Annotated in this window: 18 protein-coding genes and 2 tRNA genes; 17 read left to right on the top strand and 3 right to left on the bottom strand. The window is 70.5% G+C overall.

The features are described from left to right. The first annotated feature begins 43 nt into the window (after positions 1-43). The 5 genes from proB (at position 44) to ACWDAG_RS26110 (ending at position 5,771) form a co-directional block, all read left to right on the top strand. Positions 44-1,150 (top strand): glutamate 5-kinase, encoded by a 1,107-nt coding sequence (proB, locus tag ACWDAG_RS26130; protein WP_450698080.1) that lies wholly within the window; start codon positions 44-46, stop codon positions 1,148-1,150. Between the two features lie 872 nt (positions 1,151-2,022). Beyond that, complete coding sequence (locus ACWDAG_RS26125) at positions 2,023-2,475, top strand: hypothetical protein (RefSeq protein WP_450698079.1); 453 nt, start codon at positions 2,023-2,025, stop codon at positions 2,473-2,475. 149 nt (positions 2,476-2,624) lie between these two features. Continuing rightward, positions 2,625-3,911, top strand: coding sequence for a glutamate-5-semialdehyde dehydrogenase (locus ACWDAG_RS26120; RefSeq protein WP_450697991.1), 1,287 nt, complete (start codon positions 2,625-2,627; stop codon positions 3,909-3,911). A 104-nt stretch (positions 3,912-4,015) separates the two neighbouring features. After that, entirely contained in the window at positions 4,016-4,585 is a 570-nt protein-coding gene (locus ACWDAG_RS26115) for an SCO2584 family spore wall biosynthesis protein (protein WP_450697990.1), read from the top strand. Positions 4,586-4,697: 112 nt separating this feature from the next. After that, the gene (locus tag ACWDAG_RS26110) at positions 4,698-5,771 is read left to right on the top strand and encodes an SCO2583 family membrane protein (RefSeq protein WP_450697989.1); all 1,074 of its coding nucleotides are present in this window, start codon (positions 4,698-4,700) and stop codon (positions 5,769-5,771) included. 46 nt (positions 5,772-5,817) lie between these two features. Here ACWDAG_RS26110 and ACWDAG_RS26105 read toward each other — a convergent pair whose 3' ends face one another. Further along, a complete protein-coding gene (locus ACWDAG_RS26105; RefSeq protein WP_450698078.1) occupies positions 5,818-6,933 on the bottom strand; it encodes a M48 family metallopeptidase in 1,116 nt (371 codons plus the stop codon). A 125-nt stretch (positions 6,934-7,058) separates the two neighbouring features. Between ACWDAG_RS26105 and ACWDAG_RS26100 the strand changes: the two genes are divergently transcribed. The 10 genes from ACWDAG_RS26100 to ACWDAG_RS26055 all read left to right on the top strand — a co-directional run bounded on the left by ACWDAG_RS26100 (position 7,059) and on the right by ACWDAG_RS26055 (position 12,165). Then, entirely contained in the window at positions 7,059-7,220 is a 162-nt protein-coding gene (locus tag ACWDAG_RS26100; RefSeq protein WP_266955206.1) for a hypothetical protein, read from the top strand. A gap of 108 nt (positions 7,221-7,328) precedes the next feature. Beyond that, positions 7,329-7,493 (top strand): hypothetical protein, encoded by a 165-nt coding sequence (locus ACWDAG_RS26095; protein WP_099928839.1) that lies wholly within the window; start codon positions 7,329-7,331, stop codon positions 7,491-7,493. Positions 7,494-7,573: 80 nt separating this feature from the next. Beyond that, entirely contained in the window at positions 7,574-8,260 is a 687-nt protein-coding gene (gene nadD / locus ACWDAG_RS26090; protein WP_450697988.1) for a nicotinate-nucleotide adenylyltransferase, read from the top strand. Between the two features lie 16 nt (positions 8,261-8,276). Continuing rightward, complete coding sequence (locus ACWDAG_RS26085; RefSeq protein ID WP_450697987.1) at positions 8,277-9,989, top strand: LytR C-terminal domain-containing protein; 1,713 nt, start codon at positions 8,277-8,279, stop codon at positions 9,987-9,989. A gap of 101 nt (positions 9,990-10,090) precedes the next feature. Next, positions 10,091-10,534 (top strand): ribosome silencing factor, encoded by a 444-nt coding sequence (gene rsfS / locus ACWDAG_RS26080; RefSeq protein ID WP_450697986.1) that lies wholly within the window; start codon positions 10,091-10,093, stop codon positions 10,532-10,534. Then, on the top strand, positions 10,534-11,205 hold the full coding sequence (locus tag ACWDAG_RS26075; protein ID WP_450697985.1) for a histidine phosphatase family protein: 672 nt from the start codon (positions 10,534-10,536) through the stop codon (positions 11,203-11,205). The genes rsfS and ACWDAG_RS26075 overlap by 1 nt, the downstream gene beginning before the upstream one ends. A 90-nt stretch (positions 11,206-11,295) precedes the next feature. After that, positions 11,296-11,368: transfer RNA gene (locus ACWDAG_RS26070), tRNA-Ala, on the top strand. Between the two features lie 208 nt (positions 11,369-11,576). Continuing rightward, positions 11,577-11,750, top strand: a complete 174-nt coding sequence (locus tag ACWDAG_RS26065; protein WP_107057459.1) for a hypothetical protein — start codon at positions 11,577-11,579, stop codon at positions 11,748-11,750. Between the two features lie 3 nt (positions 11,751-11,753). Next, positions 11,754-11,987, top strand: coding sequence for a hypothetical protein (locus ACWDAG_RS26060; RefSeq protein WP_003976229.1), 234 nt, complete (start codon positions 11,754-11,756; stop codon positions 11,985-11,987). A 105-nt stretch (positions 11,988-12,092) separates the two neighbouring features. Then, positions 12,093-12,165, top strand: a tRNA-Ala gene (locus ACWDAG_RS26055). Positions 12,166-12,276: 111 nt separating this feature from the next. Here the strand turns inward: ACWDAG_RS26055 and ACWDAG_RS26050 are convergent. Both ACWDAG_RS26050 and ACWDAG_RS26045 read right to left on the bottom strand, forming a co-directional pair. Continuing rightward, complete coding sequence (locus tag ACWDAG_RS26050) at positions 12,277-13,890, bottom strand: NADH-ubiquinone oxidoreductase-F iron-sulfur binding region domain-containing protein (RefSeq protein ID WP_450697984.1); 1,614 nt, start codon at positions 13,888-13,890, stop codon at positions 12,277-12,279. Continuing rightward, positions 13,887-15,194 (bottom strand): cytochrome b/b6 domain-containing protein, encoded by a 1,308-nt coding sequence (locus tag ACWDAG_RS26045; RefSeq protein WP_450697983.1) that lies wholly within the window; start codon positions 15,192-15,194, stop codon positions 13,887-13,889. Before ACWDAG_RS26045 ends, ACWDAG_RS26050 begins: the two co-directional genes overlap by 4 nt. A 420-nt stretch (positions 15,195-15,614) precedes the next feature. Here ACWDAG_RS26045 and leuS point away from each other — a divergent pair, with 420 nt between their 5' ends. After that, complete coding sequence (leuS, locus tag ACWDAG_RS26040) at positions 15,615-18,488, top strand: leucine--tRNA ligase (RefSeq protein WP_450697982.1); 2,874 nt, start codon at positions 15,615-15,617, stop codon at positions 18,486-18,488. A 146-nt stretch (positions 18,489-18,634) separates the two neighbouring features. After that, complete coding sequence (locus ACWDAG_RS26035; RefSeq protein ID WP_450697981.1) at positions 18,635-19,363, top strand: hypothetical protein; 729 nt, start codon at positions 18,635-18,637, stop codon at positions 19,361-19,363. Positions 19,364-19,420 lie beyond the last annotated feature (57 nt).

Below are 19,420 nucleotides of genomic sequence, written 5' to 3'. Positions count from 1 at the left end.
TGCGAGGGGACGGAAGAACAACGTGGCAGGGGCAAGGCAGGCCGTGAGCGAGGCCCGCAGGATCGTCGTCAAGGTGGGTTCCTCGTCGCTGACCACTGCGTCCGGCGGCCTGGACGCCGACCGCGTCGACGCGCTCGTCGACGTCCTCGCCAAGAGCCGCAGCGGCGGGGAGAAGGAGATCGTCCTGGTCTCCTCCGGCGCCATCGCCGCGGGGCTCGCCCCGCTGGGCCTGCGCCGCCGCCCCAAGGACCTCGCCCGTCAGCAGGCCGCCGCCAGCGTCGGCCAGGGCCTGCTGGTCGCCCGCTACACCGCCTCCTTCGCCCGCTACGGCGTCCGGGTCGGCCAGGTCCTGCTCACCTCCGACGACATGAGCCGCCGCGCCCACCACCGCAACGCCTCCCGCACCCTCGACAAGCTGCTCGCGATGGGCGCGTTCCCGATCGTCAACGAGAACGACACCGTCGCCACCGACGAGATCCGCTTCGGCGACAACGACCGCCTCGCCGCCCTCGTCGCCCACCTCGTCCACGCCGACCTGCTGGTGTTGCTGTCCGACGTCGACGGCGTGTACGACGGCGATCCGAGCAAGCCGGGTACCTCGCGGATCGCCGAGGTACGCGAGCCCGAGGATCTCGCGCACGTCGAGATCGGCAGCGCGGGCAAGGCCGGTGTCGGCACCGGCGGCATGGTCACCAAGGTCGAGGCGGCCCGGATCGCGGCCGCCGCCGGCATCCCCGTCGTCCTGACCAGCGCGATCCACGCCGCCGAGGCCCTGCACGGTGGTGACACCGGCACCTACTTCCACCCCGCCGGCAAGCGTTCCGCCGACCGGCTGCTGTGGCTGCAGCACGCCTCCACCCCGCAGGGCTCCCTCACGCTGGACGACGGCGCGGTGCGGGCGGTCGTCGAGCGCCGCAAGTCGCTGCTGCCGGCCGGGATCGCCGCCGTGGAGGGCGAGTTCGTCGCCGGGGACCCGGTGGAGCTGCGGGACGCCGAGGGACGCGCGGTGGCCCGCGGCCTGGTGAACTTCGACGCCAAGGAGATCCCCCAGCTGCTCGGCCGCTCCACCCGAGAACTGGCACGCGAACTGGGCCCGGCCTACGAACGCGAGGTCATCCACCGGGACGACCTGGTGATTCTGCACCCCTGACGCCTGCGAGGCGCCACTTCGTCATCTTGGGCCGACCCTGGGGCGGCTGCGGCGTCTCCGGGGCGAGCTCTGGGGGTCGGGCTGCTGGTCTTTCTGGGGCGGCCTTGGGGGTCGGTCTGGCGTGTCTCTGGGGTGGCCTGCGGCGGCGGTCTGGTGTGTCTCCGGGGTGTGCTTCGCAGCATCGGGCTGCTGGTGTCTCTCTGGTGTCTGTGGGGCGAGCTCCGGGGGTTGGGCTGCTGGTGTCCCTGGGACGAGCCCTGGGGGGTGGGCTGGTAGGTCTCTGGGGTGGTCCGCAGCATCGGGCGGCTGATGCCTCTGCGACGAGCCCTGGGGGTCGGGCTGGTGGTTTCCCTAGGGCGGCCGTGGAAGTCGGGCTGGTGTGTCCCTGGGTGGTCCGCGAGACCGGACTGGTGTGCCTCAGGGGCGAGCCCTGGGTCCGGCTGCGGTGTTTTCGGGGACAGCTCCGGAGCCCGGGCTCTGTCTCCCTGGGTTTGGTCCGCCCGGCCCGGCTGCTGTTTTCTGGGGCGCGTGGACCCTTCCCCGGGCCCGGCTGCTGTGACTCTGGGAGGGACTCCGGGCCATAGCCCTTCCGTCTCTGGGAGGAACTCCGGGCCGTGGCCCTTGCGTCTCGGGGGTCGGCCCGGCTGCTGTGGCCCTCTGGGGCGACCCCCGCCCCCGACCACCGCATCTCCGGGCGCACCCCCGGGCCCCGGCCGAAAACGGGGGGAACGCCCCGCAAATCGACCCGTCCTGAGGTGGACGTTCCGCAAAACCGCCCCGCGAGCCCTTGCGGCCTGCTCAACTTTGTCTCAGGGATACATTCCGCACGTCCGCCAGTCGATCACTGCGTGAAGGAGGCCGTCGTGAGACGAGTGCGCCCTGGGGCGGCGGCGTCCCGCGACGGCGCCCCCTCCCGCGCGGCCGGCGAGGAGCGCGCCCTGACCAGCGTCGCGGCCGGCGACCGGTACGAGGAACCGGCCGACCTGCCCCGCCTGTGGCATGTCACCCTCAGCGTCTCCGGCGAGGAGGCCCCCCTGACCGAGGTGCGGCGCGGCCTCGAGCAGCTCGCTCACGACCACCCCTTTCTGCTGACCAGCCGGTACGCGGGCGACCACGCGGAGATCCGCTACTGGGAGGAGGCCCGCGACCTGCACGACGCGGCCGCCGTCGCCCTGCGGCTGTGGGGTGAGCACCGCCAGACCGCCAAGCTGCCGCCCTGGGAGATCGTCGGCCTGGAGGTCATCGACCGCGAGACCTACCACCAGCGGATCGCGGCGGGGTACGGCCCGGCACCCGCAACACCGGTCGGCGTACACCCGTTCTGACACGACCAAGGACCACAACCATCGATTGAGGAACCCCCACGGCGAGCAACCACGTCCGCGAGAGCGGCGCCGGTTTAGGCGCATAAGGGCGTGTCTCGGGGTTTGGAACGGCTGCTGGACGGGCCCGTCCGGCGCACTACCCTTCCCTCATGACCACGCTTTCGCCGTACGACTCCATGTCCCCGGTCAACCGGGCCGCCTACCGCGCCAAGGCCGCCGCCGCCGACCTCGCCCCGCTGCCGCGCGCGGTCAAGGACGACGCGCTGGCCGCCATCGCGGACGCCCTGGAGGTCCGTACGAGCGAGATCGTCGAGGCCAACGCCAAGGACATCGCCAAGGCCCGCGAGGCCGGCACCAGCGAGGCCATCATCGACCGGCTGACCCTCACCCCGGAGCGGGTGCGTGCCATCGCCTCCGACGTGCGTGACGTCGTCGCCCTGCCCGACCCGGTCGGCGAGGTCGTCCGCGGTTCGACCCTCCCGAACGGCATCGACCTGCGTCAGGTCCGCGTCCCGCTCGGCGTGGTCGGCATCATCTACGAGGCCCGACCGAACGTCACCGTCGACGCCGCCGCCCTCTGCCTGAAGTCCGGAAACGCCGTCCTGCTGCGCGGCTCGGCCTCCGCCTACGAGTCGAACACCGCCCTCGTCCGGGTGATCCGGGACGCCGTCGGCGGCGCCGGGCTCCCCGCCGACGCCGTACAGCTCGTACCCGGCGAGGGCCGCGAGAGCGTGCGCGAGCTGATGCGCGCCCGCGGCCTGGTCGACGTCCTGATCCCGCGCGGCGGCGCCTCCCTGATCCAGACGGTCGTGACGGAGTCCATCGTCCCGGTCATCGAGACCGGCACGGGCAACTGCCACGTCTACGTCGACGCCCACGCCGACCTCGACATGGCGATCGACATCCTGATCAACTCCAAGGCCCAGCGGGTCAGCGTGTGCAACGCCGCCGAGACCCTCCTGGTCCACCAGGACATCGCCCCCGAGTTCCTGCCGCGCGCCCTGGACGCCCTCGCCGAGGCCGGCGTGACCGTCCACGCCGACCCGCGGGTGCTGGCGTACGCCAAGGACTCCAAGGCGACCGTCGTCGAGGCCACGCCCGAGGACTGGGACACCGAGTACCTCTCCTACGACATCGCGGCCGCCGTCGTCGACTCCCTGGACAAGGCCGTCGAGCACATCCGGCTGTGGACCTCCGGTCACACCGAGGCGATCGTGACGACCTCGCAGCAGGCCGCCCGCCGTTTCACCCAGCTCGTCGACTCCACCACCGTCGCCGTGAACGCCTCCACCCGCTTCACCGACGGCGGTCAGTTCGGTTTCGGTGCGGAGATCGGCATCTCCACGCAGAAGCTGCACGCACGCGGCCCGATGGGCCTGCCGGAGCTCACGAGCACGAAGTACATCGTCACCGGGGACGGACACATCCGGCGCTGAGTGCCCCTGCGGCGGGGCGCGAGGCTCACGAGAGGTGTCTCACAAGGCGGATGAATTTCCATACCGTCTGCCCAAATTGACCCCCCAGGTCTACTCTGGATCCCGTGCCGGAGGACGTGGGGGGCACGCCGTTCCCTGACGGCTGGGAGCCCGACGACGACCACGACCGCGGGGTGTCGGACGAAGAGTTCGCCTCCGTGGTCTTCGACGAGGCCTTCGTACGGGCGGCCGTGGTGCACGAGCCGACCGCCGTCGAACGCCTCCTTGCCGCCGCCCAGGCGAGAGCGGAGGCCTCCGAGGCGGAAGCGCGCCGGGCCCACGGCAGGGGCGAGCGGTACGAGGAGGGGTACCAACCCTCCGGTTTCGGCCATGATCCCGATCTGGACGACCTGGACGACACGGACATCCTGGAAGGCCGCTACGGCGCCCCGGGGGCGTACGGCAAACAGATCCGCTGGCACCGCCCGGTCGCCTGGATGCTCGCCCTGGTGATGGGCATAGGCATGGTCGCGCTGGCCTTCACCGCGGTCTACCGTGGCGCCTCCTCGGGCAGCCGGGACCAGGGGCCGCCGCCGCCCGCCTCGACCGGCCTGGAGCAGGGCAGCGCGCCGCCGCCCTCCGCCTCCGCCGACAACTCTCAGCCGGCGCTCTCGGTCATCCCGCCGCCCCCCTGAGCGTCGCCCCGGGCGTTCCCTTCGTGCTCACTTTCGAACCTGGTGAGAACCTGTCAGAACTTGTCGTGTACCAGGGCGTTTACCGGGCCTCCCGGAGACCTACCCTGAATATATGGGAGGGCCTGGAGACCCACCTGAGGGGACACCCGAGGGCGCCCCCGGCGGTGGAGGAGAGGACGAATACCGATCCGTCGTCTTCGACGAGTCGTTCGTCCGCGCTGCCCGCCTCCAGGAGTTCTCCGCGCAGGAACGCATGGCCGACCACGCGCCCGCGGTGCGCCGCCGCCCGCCGCTGCGCAGAGGCCTGTCCCGGCAGGCGCTGATCCTGGTCCTGCTGATCGCGGTGGCCTTCGGCACCGCGATCTACATGGGTGTACGGCACCCCTACCAGAGCTCCGCCGCCCGGCAGCCCGTCGAGCCCCTGCGGATGACCGTCATACCCCTCTCCCCACAGGGCAAGGTGCCGGGGGCGGCCGATCCCGAGTACCTGTACGCGCACAGTCCCGCCGCGCAGTTCCGCGTCGGCGCCGAGGGCATACCGCTGCCCGCCGCCCGGCGCACCGCGCACTTCTCCGACAGCCAGGTGGTGGCCGCCCTGACCACCGCCAAGGACTACATAGTCCACTCCTCGCTCTACCCCGAGGTGCTCAGCAGCCAGGACGTCCGCGCCGCGCGCGTCCTGCTCGACGGCGGCCAACTCGACCAGTTCGACCAGAGTTTCGACCACCCGACGGCCGACGGCCGGCACCAGCCCACCGGATGGCTGGTTCGCTTCGACCAGACCCGCGCCCAGCTCGCCGACGGGAAGATCCGGGTCCAGGGGACGCTGCAGGCCACCGAGACCGACTCGGCCACCCTCGAGGTCACCGCGGACCACACCTTCGTCTACGCCCTGAAGCCGACCGGCGCCGACGCCAAGGCCCCGGCCTCCCTGTTCACCGTCCGGCGCGAGCTGCACTTCCGCTTCGACCGCGACGACCTGCGCCTGCACGAGGCCCAGCTCGTCGTCTCCTACGTCCAGGCCGGCCCGCTGTCCTGCGCCGAGGACTCGACGAACCACTTCCACCCGCTGCTGGCCGGGCAGACGGCCAAGGCGGGCGGTCCCGCAGGCACCGACCCCTATGCCACGGGCGGCGCCACGGCCCTCTGCGGCTCGCTGGCGACGAGCGCGCAGCCCAAGGTGTGAGCGGCCGGCGCGGCGCCGTTGTCCCCGCCGGCCTCGAACCCTCGGATCAGTCCTCGTCCCGCCGCGGAGTGTCCGTGGGCGGCTCGTCCTGCGGCGGCTGCTCCTGCGAGGGAGCCGAGCTCGTGAAGCCGTCGAACCCGCGCCGCACCCGCCCGCCGATGCCCCCGGCGCCACCGGCGATGTCGCTGACCAGCTTCATCAGCGGGTCCTTGGAGCTCTTCACATTGCTCGCGTAGCTCGCCGCGGACTCCCGGAACGAGTCCGAGACCGAGGTGTCCTTGTCCTCGCTGCGCCGCGGGTAGTGGCCGTCCATGATCCGCTGGTAGTCGCGGGTCTCCGACCACTTCTTCAGCTCGGCAGCCCGGATGGTGGTGAACGGGTGCGAGCGCGGCAGCAGGTTCAGGATCTTCAGCACGGAGTCGCGCAGGTCGCCGCCCGCCTCGTACTCCTCGGCCTGCTCGAGGAACGCGTCCACGTTCATCTCGTGCAGATGGTTGCCGCCCGCGATCTTCATCAGGCCGCGCATCGAGGCCTCCAGATCCTGCCCGGCCAGCAGGCCGGCCCGGTCGGCGGACAGCTCCGACTTGCGGAACCACTCGCGCAGTGCCGTCACGATCGCCATGATCGCGATGGTGCCCAGCGGGATCCAGGCGACCCGGACCGCCAGCTGGGTCAGGAACAGCAGGATCGTGCGGTACACCGCGTGCCCGGACAGGGCGTGGCCCACCTCGTGGCCGATGACCGCCCGCATCTCCTCTTCGTCGAGCAGCTCGACGAGCCCGGTCGTGACGACGATGATCGGCTGATCCAGGCCGATGCACATCGCGTTCGGCTGCGGGTCCTGATTGACGTACATCGGCGGGACCTTCTCCAGGTCCAGGATGTAACAGGCGTCCCGCAGCATGTCGTTGAGGTGGGCGAACTGCTGGTCCGAGACGCGCACCGAGTCGGACAGGAACAGCAGCCTGAGGCTGCGCTCGGGCAGCAGCCCGCTGAGCGCCTTGAAGACCGTGTCGAAGCCACTCAGCTTGCGCAGCGCCACCAGTGCGCTGCGGTCGGCCGGGTGCTCGTACGCACGCGAGGAGATCCCGGGGAACCGCCTGCGCTGCCTGCTCGGTACGTGCTCGTGTCCGTTGTGCTCGTGGTGGCCGTCGTCGGACATGTTCTCCCCCATGTGCGTGTAGTGGCCCTTTGCGGACCCTTGTGCGGCCCTTTGCGCCCCCGAAGCGAGCCCCAGCCTAGGCGGAGTTACCGTGGACGGGCACTACACCGAAGGAGTCCAAAACCATGGAGCACACCCCTGCGGCCGCCTGGCTCGCCGAGGCCGCGAGCGCCGCCCAGCACCAAGGGCCGGGGAATCTGCTCCGGGTCGTACTGATCGTGATGATGGTGGGTTGTGCGCTGACCGGGTGGTTCCTGTTGCGGGGCTACAAGCAGAAGGACGACTGACGACCGCCCCGGGTTCCCGACAGCGGAGTCGGGGTGATCGCCCGGGAGGCGCCCGCTTACGATGGGCCGACATCTTTATCCCGCCCACACCGAATAGGTCCTGCCGAGATGAGCTTCCACAGCGCCGCAGCCCAGTTGGTCACCCTTGCCGCCGAGGGCGAGGAGCACGGCGGCAACCACGAGAGCCTCAGCCCCTACGTCACCGGTGGCAGCGCGCTGTTCATCCTGCTGCTCCTGCTGTGGATCACCACCCGTTTCAACCGCGACCGCTGAGGCGCCCGGTGCCCATAGCGGGGCACTTCGGGACATCCTCGGGCCGGTGCCCTCAGGCCGGGCCGGTAGGGTCTGCACGCATGGGAGAGCAGGACATGCCTACCGGTCCGGCGAAGGACGCGACGATCGGCACGGAACCCCGCCCGGCGAGCGGCCCGGGCAACGGGCCGTCGAACCCGGGCAAGCGCCGCCTCGGCGTCATGGGCGGAACCTTCGACCCGATCCACCACGGGCACCTCGTGGCGGCCAGTGAGGTCGCCGCGCAGTTCCACCTGGACGAGGTGGTGTTCGTCCCGACGGGCCAGCCGTGGCAGAAGAGCCACCGCCATGTCTCCCCGGCCGAGGACCGCTATCTGATGACGGTCATCGCGACCGCCGAGAACCCGCAGTTCTCGGTGAGCCGTATCGACATCGACCGCGGCGGCCCCACCTACACGGTCGACACCCTGCGCGACCTGCGCGCGCTCAACCCCGACACGGACCTGTTCTTCATCACCGGCGCCGACGCCCTCGCCCAACTGCTGACCTGGCGGGACAGCGAGGAGCTGTTCTCCCTCGCGCACTTCATCGGGGTCACCCGTCCCGGCCACCACCTGACCGACCACGGCCTCCCGGAAGGCGGTGTCTCTCTCGTGGAGGTTCCCGCGCTCGCCATCTCCTCCACCGACTGCCGTGCGAGAGTCGCCAAGGGAGACCCCATCTGGTACATGGTGCCGGACGGAGTCGTGCGCTACATCCACAAGCGCGAGCTGTACCGCGGCGAGTGAGCCGAGAGGGGCACCGGTGAACGACCGATACGACGCGGGCTACGGCGGCGACCACGAGGACCAGTACGAACTCGTCGGCTATGACGAGTACGGCCGACCCGTCTACCGGCAGGCGGCGCCGCAACAGGCCCCGCAGCAGCCGTACGACCCGTACGGGCAGCAGCAGGGCTACGGATACGACCCGTACGCCACCGGCCGCCAGCAGCCGGTCCCGCAGCAGTACGACCCCTACGGCACCGGCCAGCAGCCGCCCGTGCCCTCCTACGACCCCTACGGCACCGGGTCGCACCACAGCGGCGCGTCCGGGGCGCCGTACGACCCCTACGGGCAGGCCGCGGCGAGCGGTCAGCAACCCCGTGTCGTCACCGAACAGACCGCGTACATCCCGCAGCAGGCCGGCCCGGCGGAGCCGGACCAGAGCGAGAAGGCCCCGCCGCGGGTCGAACGCGACTACCACACCGAGCAGTTCGCCTTCGTCGAGGATCCCGACGGCGACTCCGAAGACGTCATCGACTGGCTGAACTTCACCGAGAACCGCACCGAGCGCCGCGAGGAGGCCAAGCGCCGCGCCCGCAGCCGCATGGTCGCCCTCGTCGTCGTCCTGGCGCTGGTCGCGGTCGGCGGGGTCGGCTACCTCTGGTACGCCGGGAAGCTGCCGGGCCTGTCGTCGCCCGACTCCAAGAAGGGCAACACCGCGACGGCCGCGGGCGCCCAGAACCGCGACGTGATCGTCGTCCACCTGCACAACACCAAGAAGGGCGGCACCTCCACGGCGCTGCTCGTCGACAACACCACCACCAAGCAGGGCACCACCGTGCTGCTGCCCAACTCCCTTTCCCTGACCGACGACGACGGCAACACCTCCACCCTCGCCAAGTCGGTCGACGACGACGGCTCCTCCGGCACCCGCGACGCCCTCGACACGGTCCTCGGCACCAACATCGAGGGCACCTGGCGGCTGGACACCCCCTACCTGCAGAACCTCGTCGACCTCGTCGGCGGCATCGACGTCGACACCAACGCCGACGTACCCGACCCGGACGCCACGAAGAAGGGCAGCCCACCCCTCGTCCACCAGGGCAAGGACCAGACTCTCAGCGGCAAGATGGCCGTCGCCTACGCCACCTACCGCGCCTCCGGTGAGGCCGAGAACGCCCAGCTGGAGCGGTTCGGCCAGGTCATGCAGGGCACGCTGCGCAAGCTGTCCTCCGACCCGACGACGGCGACCACCACCGTGCAGACGCTGGCGCAGATCCTGGACCCGTCGCTGACCGACAAGGACCTCGGCACCTTCCTCGCCAAGCTCGCCGACCTCGCCAAGGGCGGAGACTTCAAGACCGCCCTGCTGCCCGTCCAGAACGACGGCACGCTGAGCCAGCAGGCCAGTGCCAGCGTGGTCAAGGACGTCCTCGGCGGCACCGCGAAGAGCCCCGACCAGGGCGCCGCGGTCCGAGTCTCCGTGCTGAACGCCAGCGGTGTGAAGGACAACACAGAGAAGGCCCGCGTGGTCCTCCTCAACGGCGGCTTCACCTTCCTGGAGGGCGGCACCGCCGCATCCCCCTCGGCCACCTCCAAGGTCGTCTACACCGACGCCGCAGACAAGGAGAACGCCACCGAGGTCGCCAAGACCCTGGGCCTGCCAGCCGCCTCGGTCACGAAGGGCAAGGCCACCGGGAACGCGAACGTCTCGGTGATCCTCGGCCAGAACTACAAGCCGTCGTCGTCCTAGCCGACCGGCCCCGCCCCACGTGATCCCTTAATCACGTGGGGTGCTGTCGGCGGTCCGTGAGACCCTTGGTGTCAAGTGACCACCGACCGGAAAGCCACGTAGTGACCGCCACTGACCGCTCTCTCGAGCTCATCACCACCGCCGCCCAGGCGGCCGCCGACAAGCTCGCGCACGACATCATCGCCTACGACGTCAGCGACGTCCTGTCGATCACGGACGCCTTCCTGCTGGCCTCCGCACCCAACGACCGCCAGGTCAAGTCGATCGTCGACGAGATCGAGGAGCGGCTCAACAAGGAGCTCGGCGCCAAGCCGGTGCGCCGCGAGGGCGACCGCGAGGCCCGCTGGGTCCTGCTCGACTACGTCGACATCGTCGTCCACGTCCAGCACAGCGAGGAGCGCGTCTTCTACGCCCTGGAGCGGCTGTGGAAGGACTGCCCCGAGCTGGAGCTGCCCGCCGACGCGAAGGCCACCCGCGGCAAGGCCGCCGAGCACGCCAAGCTGCAGGCTGCCGAGGAGGCGGCCGACCTGGGCGGTGAGTGGTGATGAGCGCCACCGCTGAGGTGTCCGCCGGCCGTCCCGGCCGCGGCCGCCGCGTCATCCTGTGGCGCCACGGCCAGACCTCCTGGAACGTGGAGCGCCGCTTCCAGGGCACCACGGACGTCGCGCTCACCGAGGCGGGCGTCTCCCAGGCCCGCCGCGCCGCCCGGCTGCTCGTCTCCCTCAAGCCCGACGCGATCGTCGCCTCCGACCTCCAGCGCGCCGCGCACACGGCGGCCGAGCTCGCCGTGCTCACCGGCCTGGACGTCATCCACGACGAGGGCCTGCGCGAGACCTACGCGGGCGTCTGGCAGGGGCTGACGCACGAGGAGATCATCGAGCGGTACGACGAGGAGTACGCCGCGTGGAAGCGCGGTGAGCCGGTCCGCCGCGGCGGCGGCGAACTGGAGACCGAGGTGGCCGAGCGCGCCGCCCCGGTGGTGCTGCGGCACGCCGAGAAGCTCCCCGACGACGGCACGCTCGTCGTGGTCAGCCACGGCGGGACGATCCGCACCACCATCGGACGCCTCCTGGGCCTGGAGGCCCGCCACTGGGAGAGCCTGGGCGGTCTCTCCAACTGCTGCTGGTCGGTCCTGGGCGAGGGCGCCCGCGGCTGGCGCCTGCTGGAGCACAACGCCGGCACGCTCCCGGAGCCGGTGCTCGGCGACGACGACTGACGCCCCGGCGGTCCGCACACCCGGATTTCACTTTCCGGCAGGTCGCAGGCTAGAGTTCTACTCGTTCGCCCCGCCAAGCGGGGAGCACGAGGGGCTATAGCTCAGTTGGTAGAGCGCCTGCATGGCATGCAGGAGGTCAGGAGTTCAATTCTCCTTAGCTCCACAGATCGCCCGATGAAGATCCCGTCCCCGCAGGGGGGCGGGTTTTTTCATGTTCCGACACCGGCTTGAATGACTTCGGTCCCGGAGGCGTATACCTCTGGGAAGGCGCCGTGTCCGGACTGGTACTGAGGCGTCGCTGACCGTATTGGTCCGGCCGTGGCAGAATCAAACGGCCGGAAGGGGGCGTGGCCCGACGGGAGGGAGCAGTGATGCCTGCGAGCATCCTCGAGGAGGTCGGCCACCTCCTCGAAGCGGCGTCGACACGGGACACGGTCACCCGTCTGAGCTGCCCTTCCTGCGGTTCCGTCCATGTCGCCCAAGTCCTCGGCGACAACGGCGGAATCTCCTACGTGTGCACGGCCTGCGGCCACAGCTGGAGCTGATCGATGGGTGCACACAGGCGAAAGTGCGACTGGTGCGGCAGCGGTACGCCGATCGTCCGCGACATGGAACCGGTCAACCCCGACTACCAGTACTGGTGCGAGGAATGCGCGCGGGCGCTGATCATAAAGGGCGACCCGATCGAGACGTACCGTGAGCTGGAGGGCGAGCCGATCTACGGCCGCCTCCTGGAGGAGCACTGCACGCTCAAGCGGTTCTACTCCTTCGTCACCGCTTGACGCCGTCGGCCCAGCCCGGGGCCGACGGAAACGATTTGGTGTTCCACCCGGTGGACCGTGTAATGTTGGCGTCGCCGCCGGGGGAAACCCCGGAGGACCAAGCAAGGGGCTATAGCTCAGTTGGTAGAGCGCCTGCATGGCATGCAGGAGGTCAGGAGTTCAATTCTCCTTAGCTCCACAATCAAGATCCCGCCGGATCGTTTCGATCCGGCGGGATCTTTGTGTTTTCGGGGGCAGTTGCGCGGAAGGGGGGCCGCCCGGTGCGGGCGGCCCCCCTCCTGACGTCGGCTCAGCGGCCCAGCGCGCGCCGCCCACGGCCCTGCGAGAGCACCGGCAGGTTGCGGGAGGGCGCCCGGTCCCGGGGCGTCTCCTCCTCGATGCGCAGGGCCAGCGCCGGGCAACGGCGCACCGCGCGCAGGGCCTTGGCCTCCGCGTAGCGCGGCACCTGTGCCTGGGCGACGGTCGGGAAGCCGTCGGCGCCGAGCTCGAACACCTCCGGGAGGATGTCCGCGCACAGCCCGTGGCCGCGGCACAGCGTCCAGTCGACGTAGATCTTCTGGCGGCTGGGGCCGTTCTCCACGGGCTCGCCGCCGCCCGGGATGCCCGTGGGCAGCTGGCCGCCCTCGAAGAGCGGCAGAACGCCCTCCACGGGCCTTCCGCAGCCGTTTCCGAGGACGTGCGCGGCCAGGTCGTCGGTGAACGCCTTGATGGTCGACTCCAGGAACATCGCGGAGCCGTCCGGGTGCGAGCACGCGCCGCGCCGCTTCACGTTCTTGGCGACCTGCTTGAGCGCCTCCAGGGCGGCCGGGCCGCCGCCGTTGAGGATGTCCGCCATGCCACGCGCGGCGGCCGGCAGGCCGAGGTAGCAGGGACCGCACTGTCCCGCGCTCTCCTCGGCCAGCCACTGCGCCACGCGCAGCGACTCGCCCAGCGGGCAGGTCTCCTGACTGATCGGCAGGATCGCGCCGGCACCCAGCGCACCGCCCACGGCGTCCAGTGAGTTGCGGGAGACGATCGCCTCGTTGACCGTCGCCGCGTCGATCCACTTGCCGTGGTAGCCGCCCGTCAGCACGCCCTGCGGGACGGGCGGGGCGCCGGCGAGCTGGAGGACGTAGCGCAGCGGGACGCCGGTGGGGACCTCGATCACCATGGGGCGGGCGACCGCGCCGGAGACCGTCAGCATGACGGTGCCCGGCTCGTCGTACAGACCGGTGTTGCCGTAGCGCTCCGGGCCGATGCGGGCGGCGATCGCCAGCTGGGCGAACGTCTCGGCGTTCGACAGCAGGGTCGGTGCGCCGCCGACGCCGTTCTGGGAGGCGCTGACCTTGCGGCCGGGCGGGATCGCCGGGCCGCCGTCGATGGAGCGGATCAGCGAGGCCGCCGCTCCGGTCACCATGCGGATGGGATTGCGCTGCACGCGCGCGCGTAGAACCGATCGGCGGCCGTTGCTCAGGCCGCGTTCGGCGAGCGCGGCCTCCATCGAGCGCTGTGTCGACTCACGGGTGACCCCCACCACGAGCGTGCGGGCACCCAGCGCCTCCGCGACCAGCAGAGCGCCGTCCAGGATGAGGTGCGGGGCACGGTTGATCAGCACCGTGTCCTTGCGGCAGGCCGGCTCGTCCTCGCTTCCGTTGACGACGACGACCGGCCGTACGCCGCGCTTGATCGCCGCTTCGGCGACCGAGCGCAGCTTCTTGTGGAAGGGGAAGCCCGCGCCGCCGCGGCCCTTCAGGTTGATGTTCTCGGCGAGCTTCGCGAGCTGCTCGCCGCCGAGCGGTTCGAGCGGCCCGTGCACCTTGAGGTGCATGGGCAGATCGAGTCTTTCGACAAGGTCGAAGCCAGACGTGAGCTGCGGAAGTCCGACCACGCGGACTTCTGGGACGTCGGGCAGGGCCTCGTTCACCTATAGCCTCCGGAAGGCGTGTTCCAAGGTTCGCCCGAACCCGGCGCGTCGAAGGAGGCACCGGGCGCTGGTTCATTGGCGGGACCGCTGTTGTACGTGTCGTTCGGGTTGTACGTGCCGTAGAGGGTGTTCGTCTCACCGGTGTCGTACATGTCACTTCCGCCGTACCCCGCGGTGCCCGAATTGCCATAGGCCGGGATGTTGTATCCGGTGTCCTGCATCGGGTCGTAAGCCGACGGGGGCGCCTCGCCGACCGGCGGGGGCGTGGGGACGGGCCAGCTGCCCGAGGTGCTGCCGCCGCCGTCCATGCGCGGGATCGACTCCGTGGGCTGCATGTCCATGGCCATGTCCATGCGGGCGGTCTGATCGGCTCCGTAGGACTGCGGGCCGCGCTGCTGGGGCGTGACGGCGCGGTAGGCGGCCGCGAAGCCGCCCGCGGGCTCCGGGGTCATGGTGCGGGCGGCGGGGGCGTCGTAGTAGGGCGCTGCGGGCGTCGTCATCGTGTCGGCGGGGGACGGCTTCGGCGCCCGCGCGTTCTCGTAGCCCGGCAGTGCGGAGGAGGTCTCGCCGACCCGTGCACGGCTCGCTTCGAGCTCCTCGGCGCGAGCCGAGCCCGGCTCGTTGCCCAGGAGCGCGGCGAGCCGGTCGGCGACCTTGCGCTTGAACGGCCGGGGAGCGGCCCGCAGGGCGAGCGCGGCGGCCACCGCGACCAGGCACAGCTCGTACGAGATCATGAAGAACGGCTTCGCAGCGCGGCCCGCGAACAGGCCGTGGATCAGCGCCGAGCACCAGGCCGGGTAGGCCAGTGCGTGCATCGCGCGCCAGCGCGCCGCGACCGGCGCCGGGGAGGCGAACTGGTTGCGCAGGGCGCCGGTGATGCCCACGAAGATCATGAGCAGTCCGGCCAGCGAGCCGAGGCCGATGAGTCCCGCGCTGCCCTTGACGCCGAGGCTGAAGGGGATCAGTGCGGCGATCAGCACCGTGTGGTCCAGCGCCAGCTTGACGGTGATGTGCACCAGCAGGAACGCGATCGAGCCGACGGCCGTCACCCGGTGGATGCCCTGGGCGATGATCCGCTGGCGCGTGTTCAGGATGAGCCGGTCCTGGGCCACCAGGCCCCAGATCACCGAGCAGGTGAGGCAGACGAGCGAGAGGACGCCCGCACCGAAGTTCAGGAACTGTTGCAGCCACCCGCCTCCGAGCAGCACGACGACGGGTATGAGCAGCAGTACGACAGCCGACGCCACCCCGTAGGCCGACCGGCCCGGCTTGGGGAGCGAGGTGTTACTACGACGAGGGTTCATGGGGGCAACTCCGAAGCAGTTTCGGGAAGGCGGTCCCGCTGCCGAACTCTAAGTGGCTCCATACCGATGGGTACGAGGTTTGAGTTATTGCGTTGTTATCTAAGGAACACGCGCTCGTTGCGATGTCCCGGTAGTGGGTGTTACGCGAAGTAACTTTTGACCTTGGTTCAGCTTTTGTCGGGTGATGACAGTGGTGCCAAGGAGCCATACGGAAGCGCGTCGCATCGTGCTCAAGCGCTGCGGTACCCTAACGCCATGCGTGCTGTACGCCTTCTGCTTAGCGGGCCGCGCTGATCAGTCCCGACCACCGGGCGAATCGGATGGTCGGAATCGGCGCGGCGTCCCCTCCTGTGCGAGGGGATTTTTCGTTTCTCGAACGACACCGCTGCTGGCAGAGACGATCGATGGAGCTTAAGGATCATGAGCGAGACGAACCCCGCTGCCGCCGCAGAGGCGGCAGCGCCGCACCGCTACACGGCCGCCGTCGCGGCCGAGATCGAGGCACGCTGGCAGGACTTCTGGGACGCCGAGGGCACCTACGCTGCGCCTAACCCCAAGGGCGACCTGGCCGGTGACCCCGAGGTCGTCGCCCGGCCCAAGAAGTTCATCATGGACATGTTCCCGTACCCCTCGGGTGCGGGCCTGCACGTCGGCCACCCCCTGGGCTACATCGCCACCGACGTCTACGCCCGGTTCCAGCGCATGACCGGCCACAACGTCCTGCACACCCTGGGCTTCGACGCCTTCGGCCTGCCCGCCGAGCAGTACGCCGTGCAGACCGGCACGCACCCGCGGGTGTCCACCGAGGCCAACATCGAGAACATGAAGGCCCAGCTGCGTCGGCTGGGCCTGGGCCACGACAGGCGCCGGTCGTTCGCCACGATCGACCCGGACTACTACAAGTGGACCCAGTGGATCTTCCTGCAGATCTTCAACTCCTGGTACGACGACGAGGCGAACAAGGCCCGCCCGATCTCCGAGCTGATCGCCCAGTTCGAGACCGGTGACCGTGCCGTACCGGGCCACACGCGCGCGTGGCACGAGCTGAGCGCCACGGAGCGTGCCGACGTCCTGAGCGAGTTCCGCCTGGCGTACGCCTCCGACGCGCCGGTCAACTGGTGCCCCGGCCTGGGCACCGTGCTGGCCAACGAGGAGGTCACCGCCGACGGCCGCTCCGAGCGCGGCAACTTCCCGGTCTTCAAGGCCAAGCTGCGCCAGTGGAACATGCGCATCACCGCCTACGCCGACCGGCTGCTGGACGACCTGGAGGCGCTGGACTGGCCCGAGGCCATCAAGCTGCAGCAGCGCAACTGGATCGGCCGCTCCGAGGGCGCCCGCGTCGACTTCCCGATCGACGGCGAGCGCATCACGGTCTTCACCACGCGCCCGGACACTCTGTTCGGCGCGTCCTACATGGTGCTGGCCCCCGAGCACCCGCTGGTCGAGAAGTTCACCCCGGCCGCCTGGCCCGAGGGCACGCACGAGGTGTGGACCGGCGGTCACGCGACGCCCGCCGAGGCCGTCGCCGACTACCGCGCGCAGGCCGCCTCGAAGTCCGACGTCGAGCGGCAGGCCGAGGCCAAGGACAAGACCGGCGTCTTCATCGGCGCGTACGCGACCAACCCGGTCAACGGCGAGCAGGTCCCGGTCTTCATCGCCGACTACGTCCTGATGGGCTACGGCACAGGCGCGATCATGGCCGTGCCCTGCGGTGACCAGCGCGACTTCGAGTTCGCGCGCGCCTTCGAGCTGCCGATCCCCTGCATCGTCGAGCCGACCGACGGCCGGGGCACCGACACCTCGACGTGGGAGAACGCCTTCTCCGCGTACGACGCGAAGATCATCAACTCGTCCCACGGGGACATCTCCCTGGACGGCCTGGGTGTCGTCGAGGCCAAGGCGCGCATCACCGAGTGGCTGGCGCGCAAGGGCATCGGCGAGGGCACCGTCAACTTCCGCCTGCGCGACTGGCTGTTCAGCCGCCAGCGCTACTGGGGCGAGCCCTTCCCGATCGTCTACGACGAGGACGGCATCGCCCACTCGCTGCCCGAGTCGATGCTGCCGCTGGAGCTGCCGGAGGTCGAGGACTACTCGCCGCGCACCTTCGACCCGGACGACGCGAACACGTCCCCGGAGACCCCGCTGTCGCGCAACGAGGACTGGGTCAACGTCACCCTGGACCTGGGCGACGGCCCGAAGCGGTACCGCCGCGAGACCAACACCATGCCCAACTGGGCCGGTTCCTGCTGGTACGAGCTGCGCTACCTGGACCCGCACAACAGCGAGCAACTGGTCGACCCCGAGATCGAGCAGTACTGGATGGGCCCGCGCGAGGGCCAGCCGCACGGCGGCGTCGACCTGTACGTCGGCGGCGCCGAGCACGCCGTGCTGCACCTGCTGTACGCGCGCTTCTGGTCCAAGGTCCTGTACGACCTGGGGCACGTCTCCTCCGCGGAGCCGTTCCACAAGCTGTTCAACCAGGGCATGATCCAGGCCTACGTCTACCGGGACAGCCGGGGCATCGCGGTGCCGGCCGCCGAGGTGGAGGAGCGCGACGGCGCGTACTTCTACCAGGGCGAGAAGGTCTCCCGGCTGCTGGGCAAGATGGGCAAGTCCCTGAAGAACGCGGTCACTCCGGACGAGATCGCCGCCGAGTACGGCGCCGACACCCTGCGCCTGTACGAGATGGCGATGGGCCCGCTGGACGTGTCGCGGCCGTGGGACACGCGCGCGGTGGTGGGCCAGTTCCGGCTGCTGCAGCGGCTGTGGCGCAACGTGGTCGACGAGACGACCGGCGAGGTCACCGTCGTCGACACCGAGCCCGACGAGGAGACGCTGCGCGCCCTGCACAAGGCGATCGACGGCGTGCGCCAGGACCTGGAGGGCCTGCGCTTCAACACCGCCATCGCAAAGATCACCGAGCTGAACAACCACCTGACCAAGGCGGGTGGCCCGGTGCCGCGCTCCGTCGCCGAGGCCCTGGTGCTGCTGGTGGCGCCGCTGGCCCCGCACATCGCCGAGGAGCTGTGGCGCAAGCTGGGCCACACCGACTCGGTGGTCCACCAGGACCTGCCGGTCGCCGACCCGGCGTACGTGGTCGACGAGTCCGTGACCTGTGTGGTGCAGATCAAGGGCAAGGTCAAGGCCCGGCTGGAGGTCTCGCCGGCCATCTCCGAGGAGGAGCTGGAGAAGGTCGCGCTGGCCGACGAGAAGGTCGTCGCCGCGCTGGACGGCGCCGGGATCCGCAAGGTGATCGTGCGGGCGCCGAAGCTGGTCAACATCGTTCCGGCGTAGGCATCGCGGGAGGCCCCGGGGCGTGAGCGCCTCGGGGTAGTCCCCTACGGGCAGGTTCGGGGTTCTTCTGGAACTCCGGGCCTGCCCGCCTCGTTTACCGTGGAAGAGCGACGCGGGGTGTGTCGCGACCGGTCGGAGGAGGAGCGGTGGAAGCAGTGATCGCAGTGTTCGCCCTGCTCTTCGTGCTCTTCCTGGTGCTCGGTGTCTACGCGACGGTGAAGGCCGTCGGCGCCGCCAAGCGCGGCGTGGACCGCACGATCACCCAGGCCCGCCGCACCGTCGAGGACCACACCCTGCGAGCCAAGTCCTTCGCCCAGCCCGGATCGGCGGGTGAGCTGGCCGGGCTGCGGCTGAAGCTGCGCACGTCGATGCGTGCCACGCAGGACGCGCTGCACGCGGGCGTGGCCGAGGACGAGTCCCTCAAGGAGTCCCTCGGCCTCTTCGAGCGCCTCAGCGCGCACGGTCACGAACTGGACGGCGATCTCAAGCGCCTGGAGGCCGAGCCGGACCGCACGACGCTCGCCGAGCGGCTGCCCGCCCTGAGGGAGCGCACCGAGCGCATCGTTCAGTCGGCGGACGCACTGCGCTGGGCGGCCCGCGACCGGGCCCGCCGCTTCGCCGACGACGACCTGGACTCGCTGAGCGCGCAGATAGACGTCGAGGCGGGAGCCCTGCGGCACTGGACGACGGCGGAGCCGGCGTCGACTCCGCCGCCGTGGCCCGAGGCCCCGGCCGCCGAAGCATCCCGCCAGACCTGGCCTGAGGGGTCACGGTCCCGGACCGCCGAGGACCCGGCGAAGCCCGCCATCACTCCGCCGGGACGGCGCCCCGCCTACCCCTGGCAGAAGAAACCCCGTCCCGAGAGCACTACTTGATCCGGTCAAGGGCAGACCAGGTGAGAGGGGCCGGGCTGCCGTCCGGCCGCTACGGCA

Source organism: Streptomyces sp. NPDC001157 (genome assembly GCF_053598255.1).
The sequence above is the reverse complement of the archived record's forward strand: the minus strand, read 5'-3'. Positions and strand labels throughout refer to the sequence as shown.

What these genes read in the sequence shown, in the direction of transcription:
- ACWDAG_RS26060 (WP_003976229.1), top strand. Translation starts at nt 11,754, where the DNA reads ATGGGTGCACACAGGCGAAAGTGCGACTGGTGCGGCAGCGGTACGCCG.
- ACWDAG_RS26100 (WP_266955206.1), top strand. Translation starts at nt 7,059, where the DNA reads ATGGAGCACACCCCTGCGGCCGCCTGGCTCGCCGAGGCCGCGAGCGCC.
- ACWDAG_RS26110 (WP_450697989.1), top strand. Translation starts at nt 4,698, where the DNA reads ATGGGAGGGCCTGGAGACCCACCTGAGGGGACACCCGAGGGCGCCCCC.
- ACWDAG_RS26075 (WP_450697985.1), top strand. Translation starts at nt 10,534, where the DNA reads ATGAGCGCCACCGCTGAGGTGTCCGCCGGCCGTCCCGGCCGCGGCCGC.
- ACWDAG_RS26120 (WP_450697991.1), top strand. Translation starts at nt 2,625, where the DNA reads ATGACCACGCTTTCGCCGTACGACTCCATGTCCCCGGTCAACCGGGCC.
- leuS (WP_450697982.1), top strand. Translation starts at nt 15,615, where the DNA reads ATGAGCGAGACGAACCCCGCTGCCGCCGCAGAGGCGGCAGCGCCGCAC.
- ACWDAG_RS26105 (WP_450698078.1), bottom strand. Translation starts at nt 6,933, where the DNA reads ATGTCCGACGACGGCCACCACGAGCACAACGGACACGAGCACGTACCG.
- ACWDAG_RS26065 (WP_107057459.1), top strand. Translation starts at nt 11,577, where the DNA reads ATGCCTGCGAGCATCCTCGAGGAGGTCGGCCACCTCCTCGAAGCGGCG.
- ACWDAG_RS26045 (WP_450697983.1), bottom strand. Translation starts at nt 15,194, where the DNA reads ATGAACCCTCGTCGTAGTAACACCTCGCTCCCCAAGCCGGGCCGGTCG.
- ACWDAG_RS26095 (WP_099928839.1), top strand. Translation starts at nt 7,329, where the DNA reads ATGAGCTTCCACAGCGCCGCAGCCCAGTTGGTCACCCTTGCCGCCGAG.
- nadD (WP_450697988.1), top strand. Translation starts at nt 7,574, where the DNA reads ATGGGAGAGCAGGACATGCCTACCGGTCCGGCGAAGGACGCGACGATC.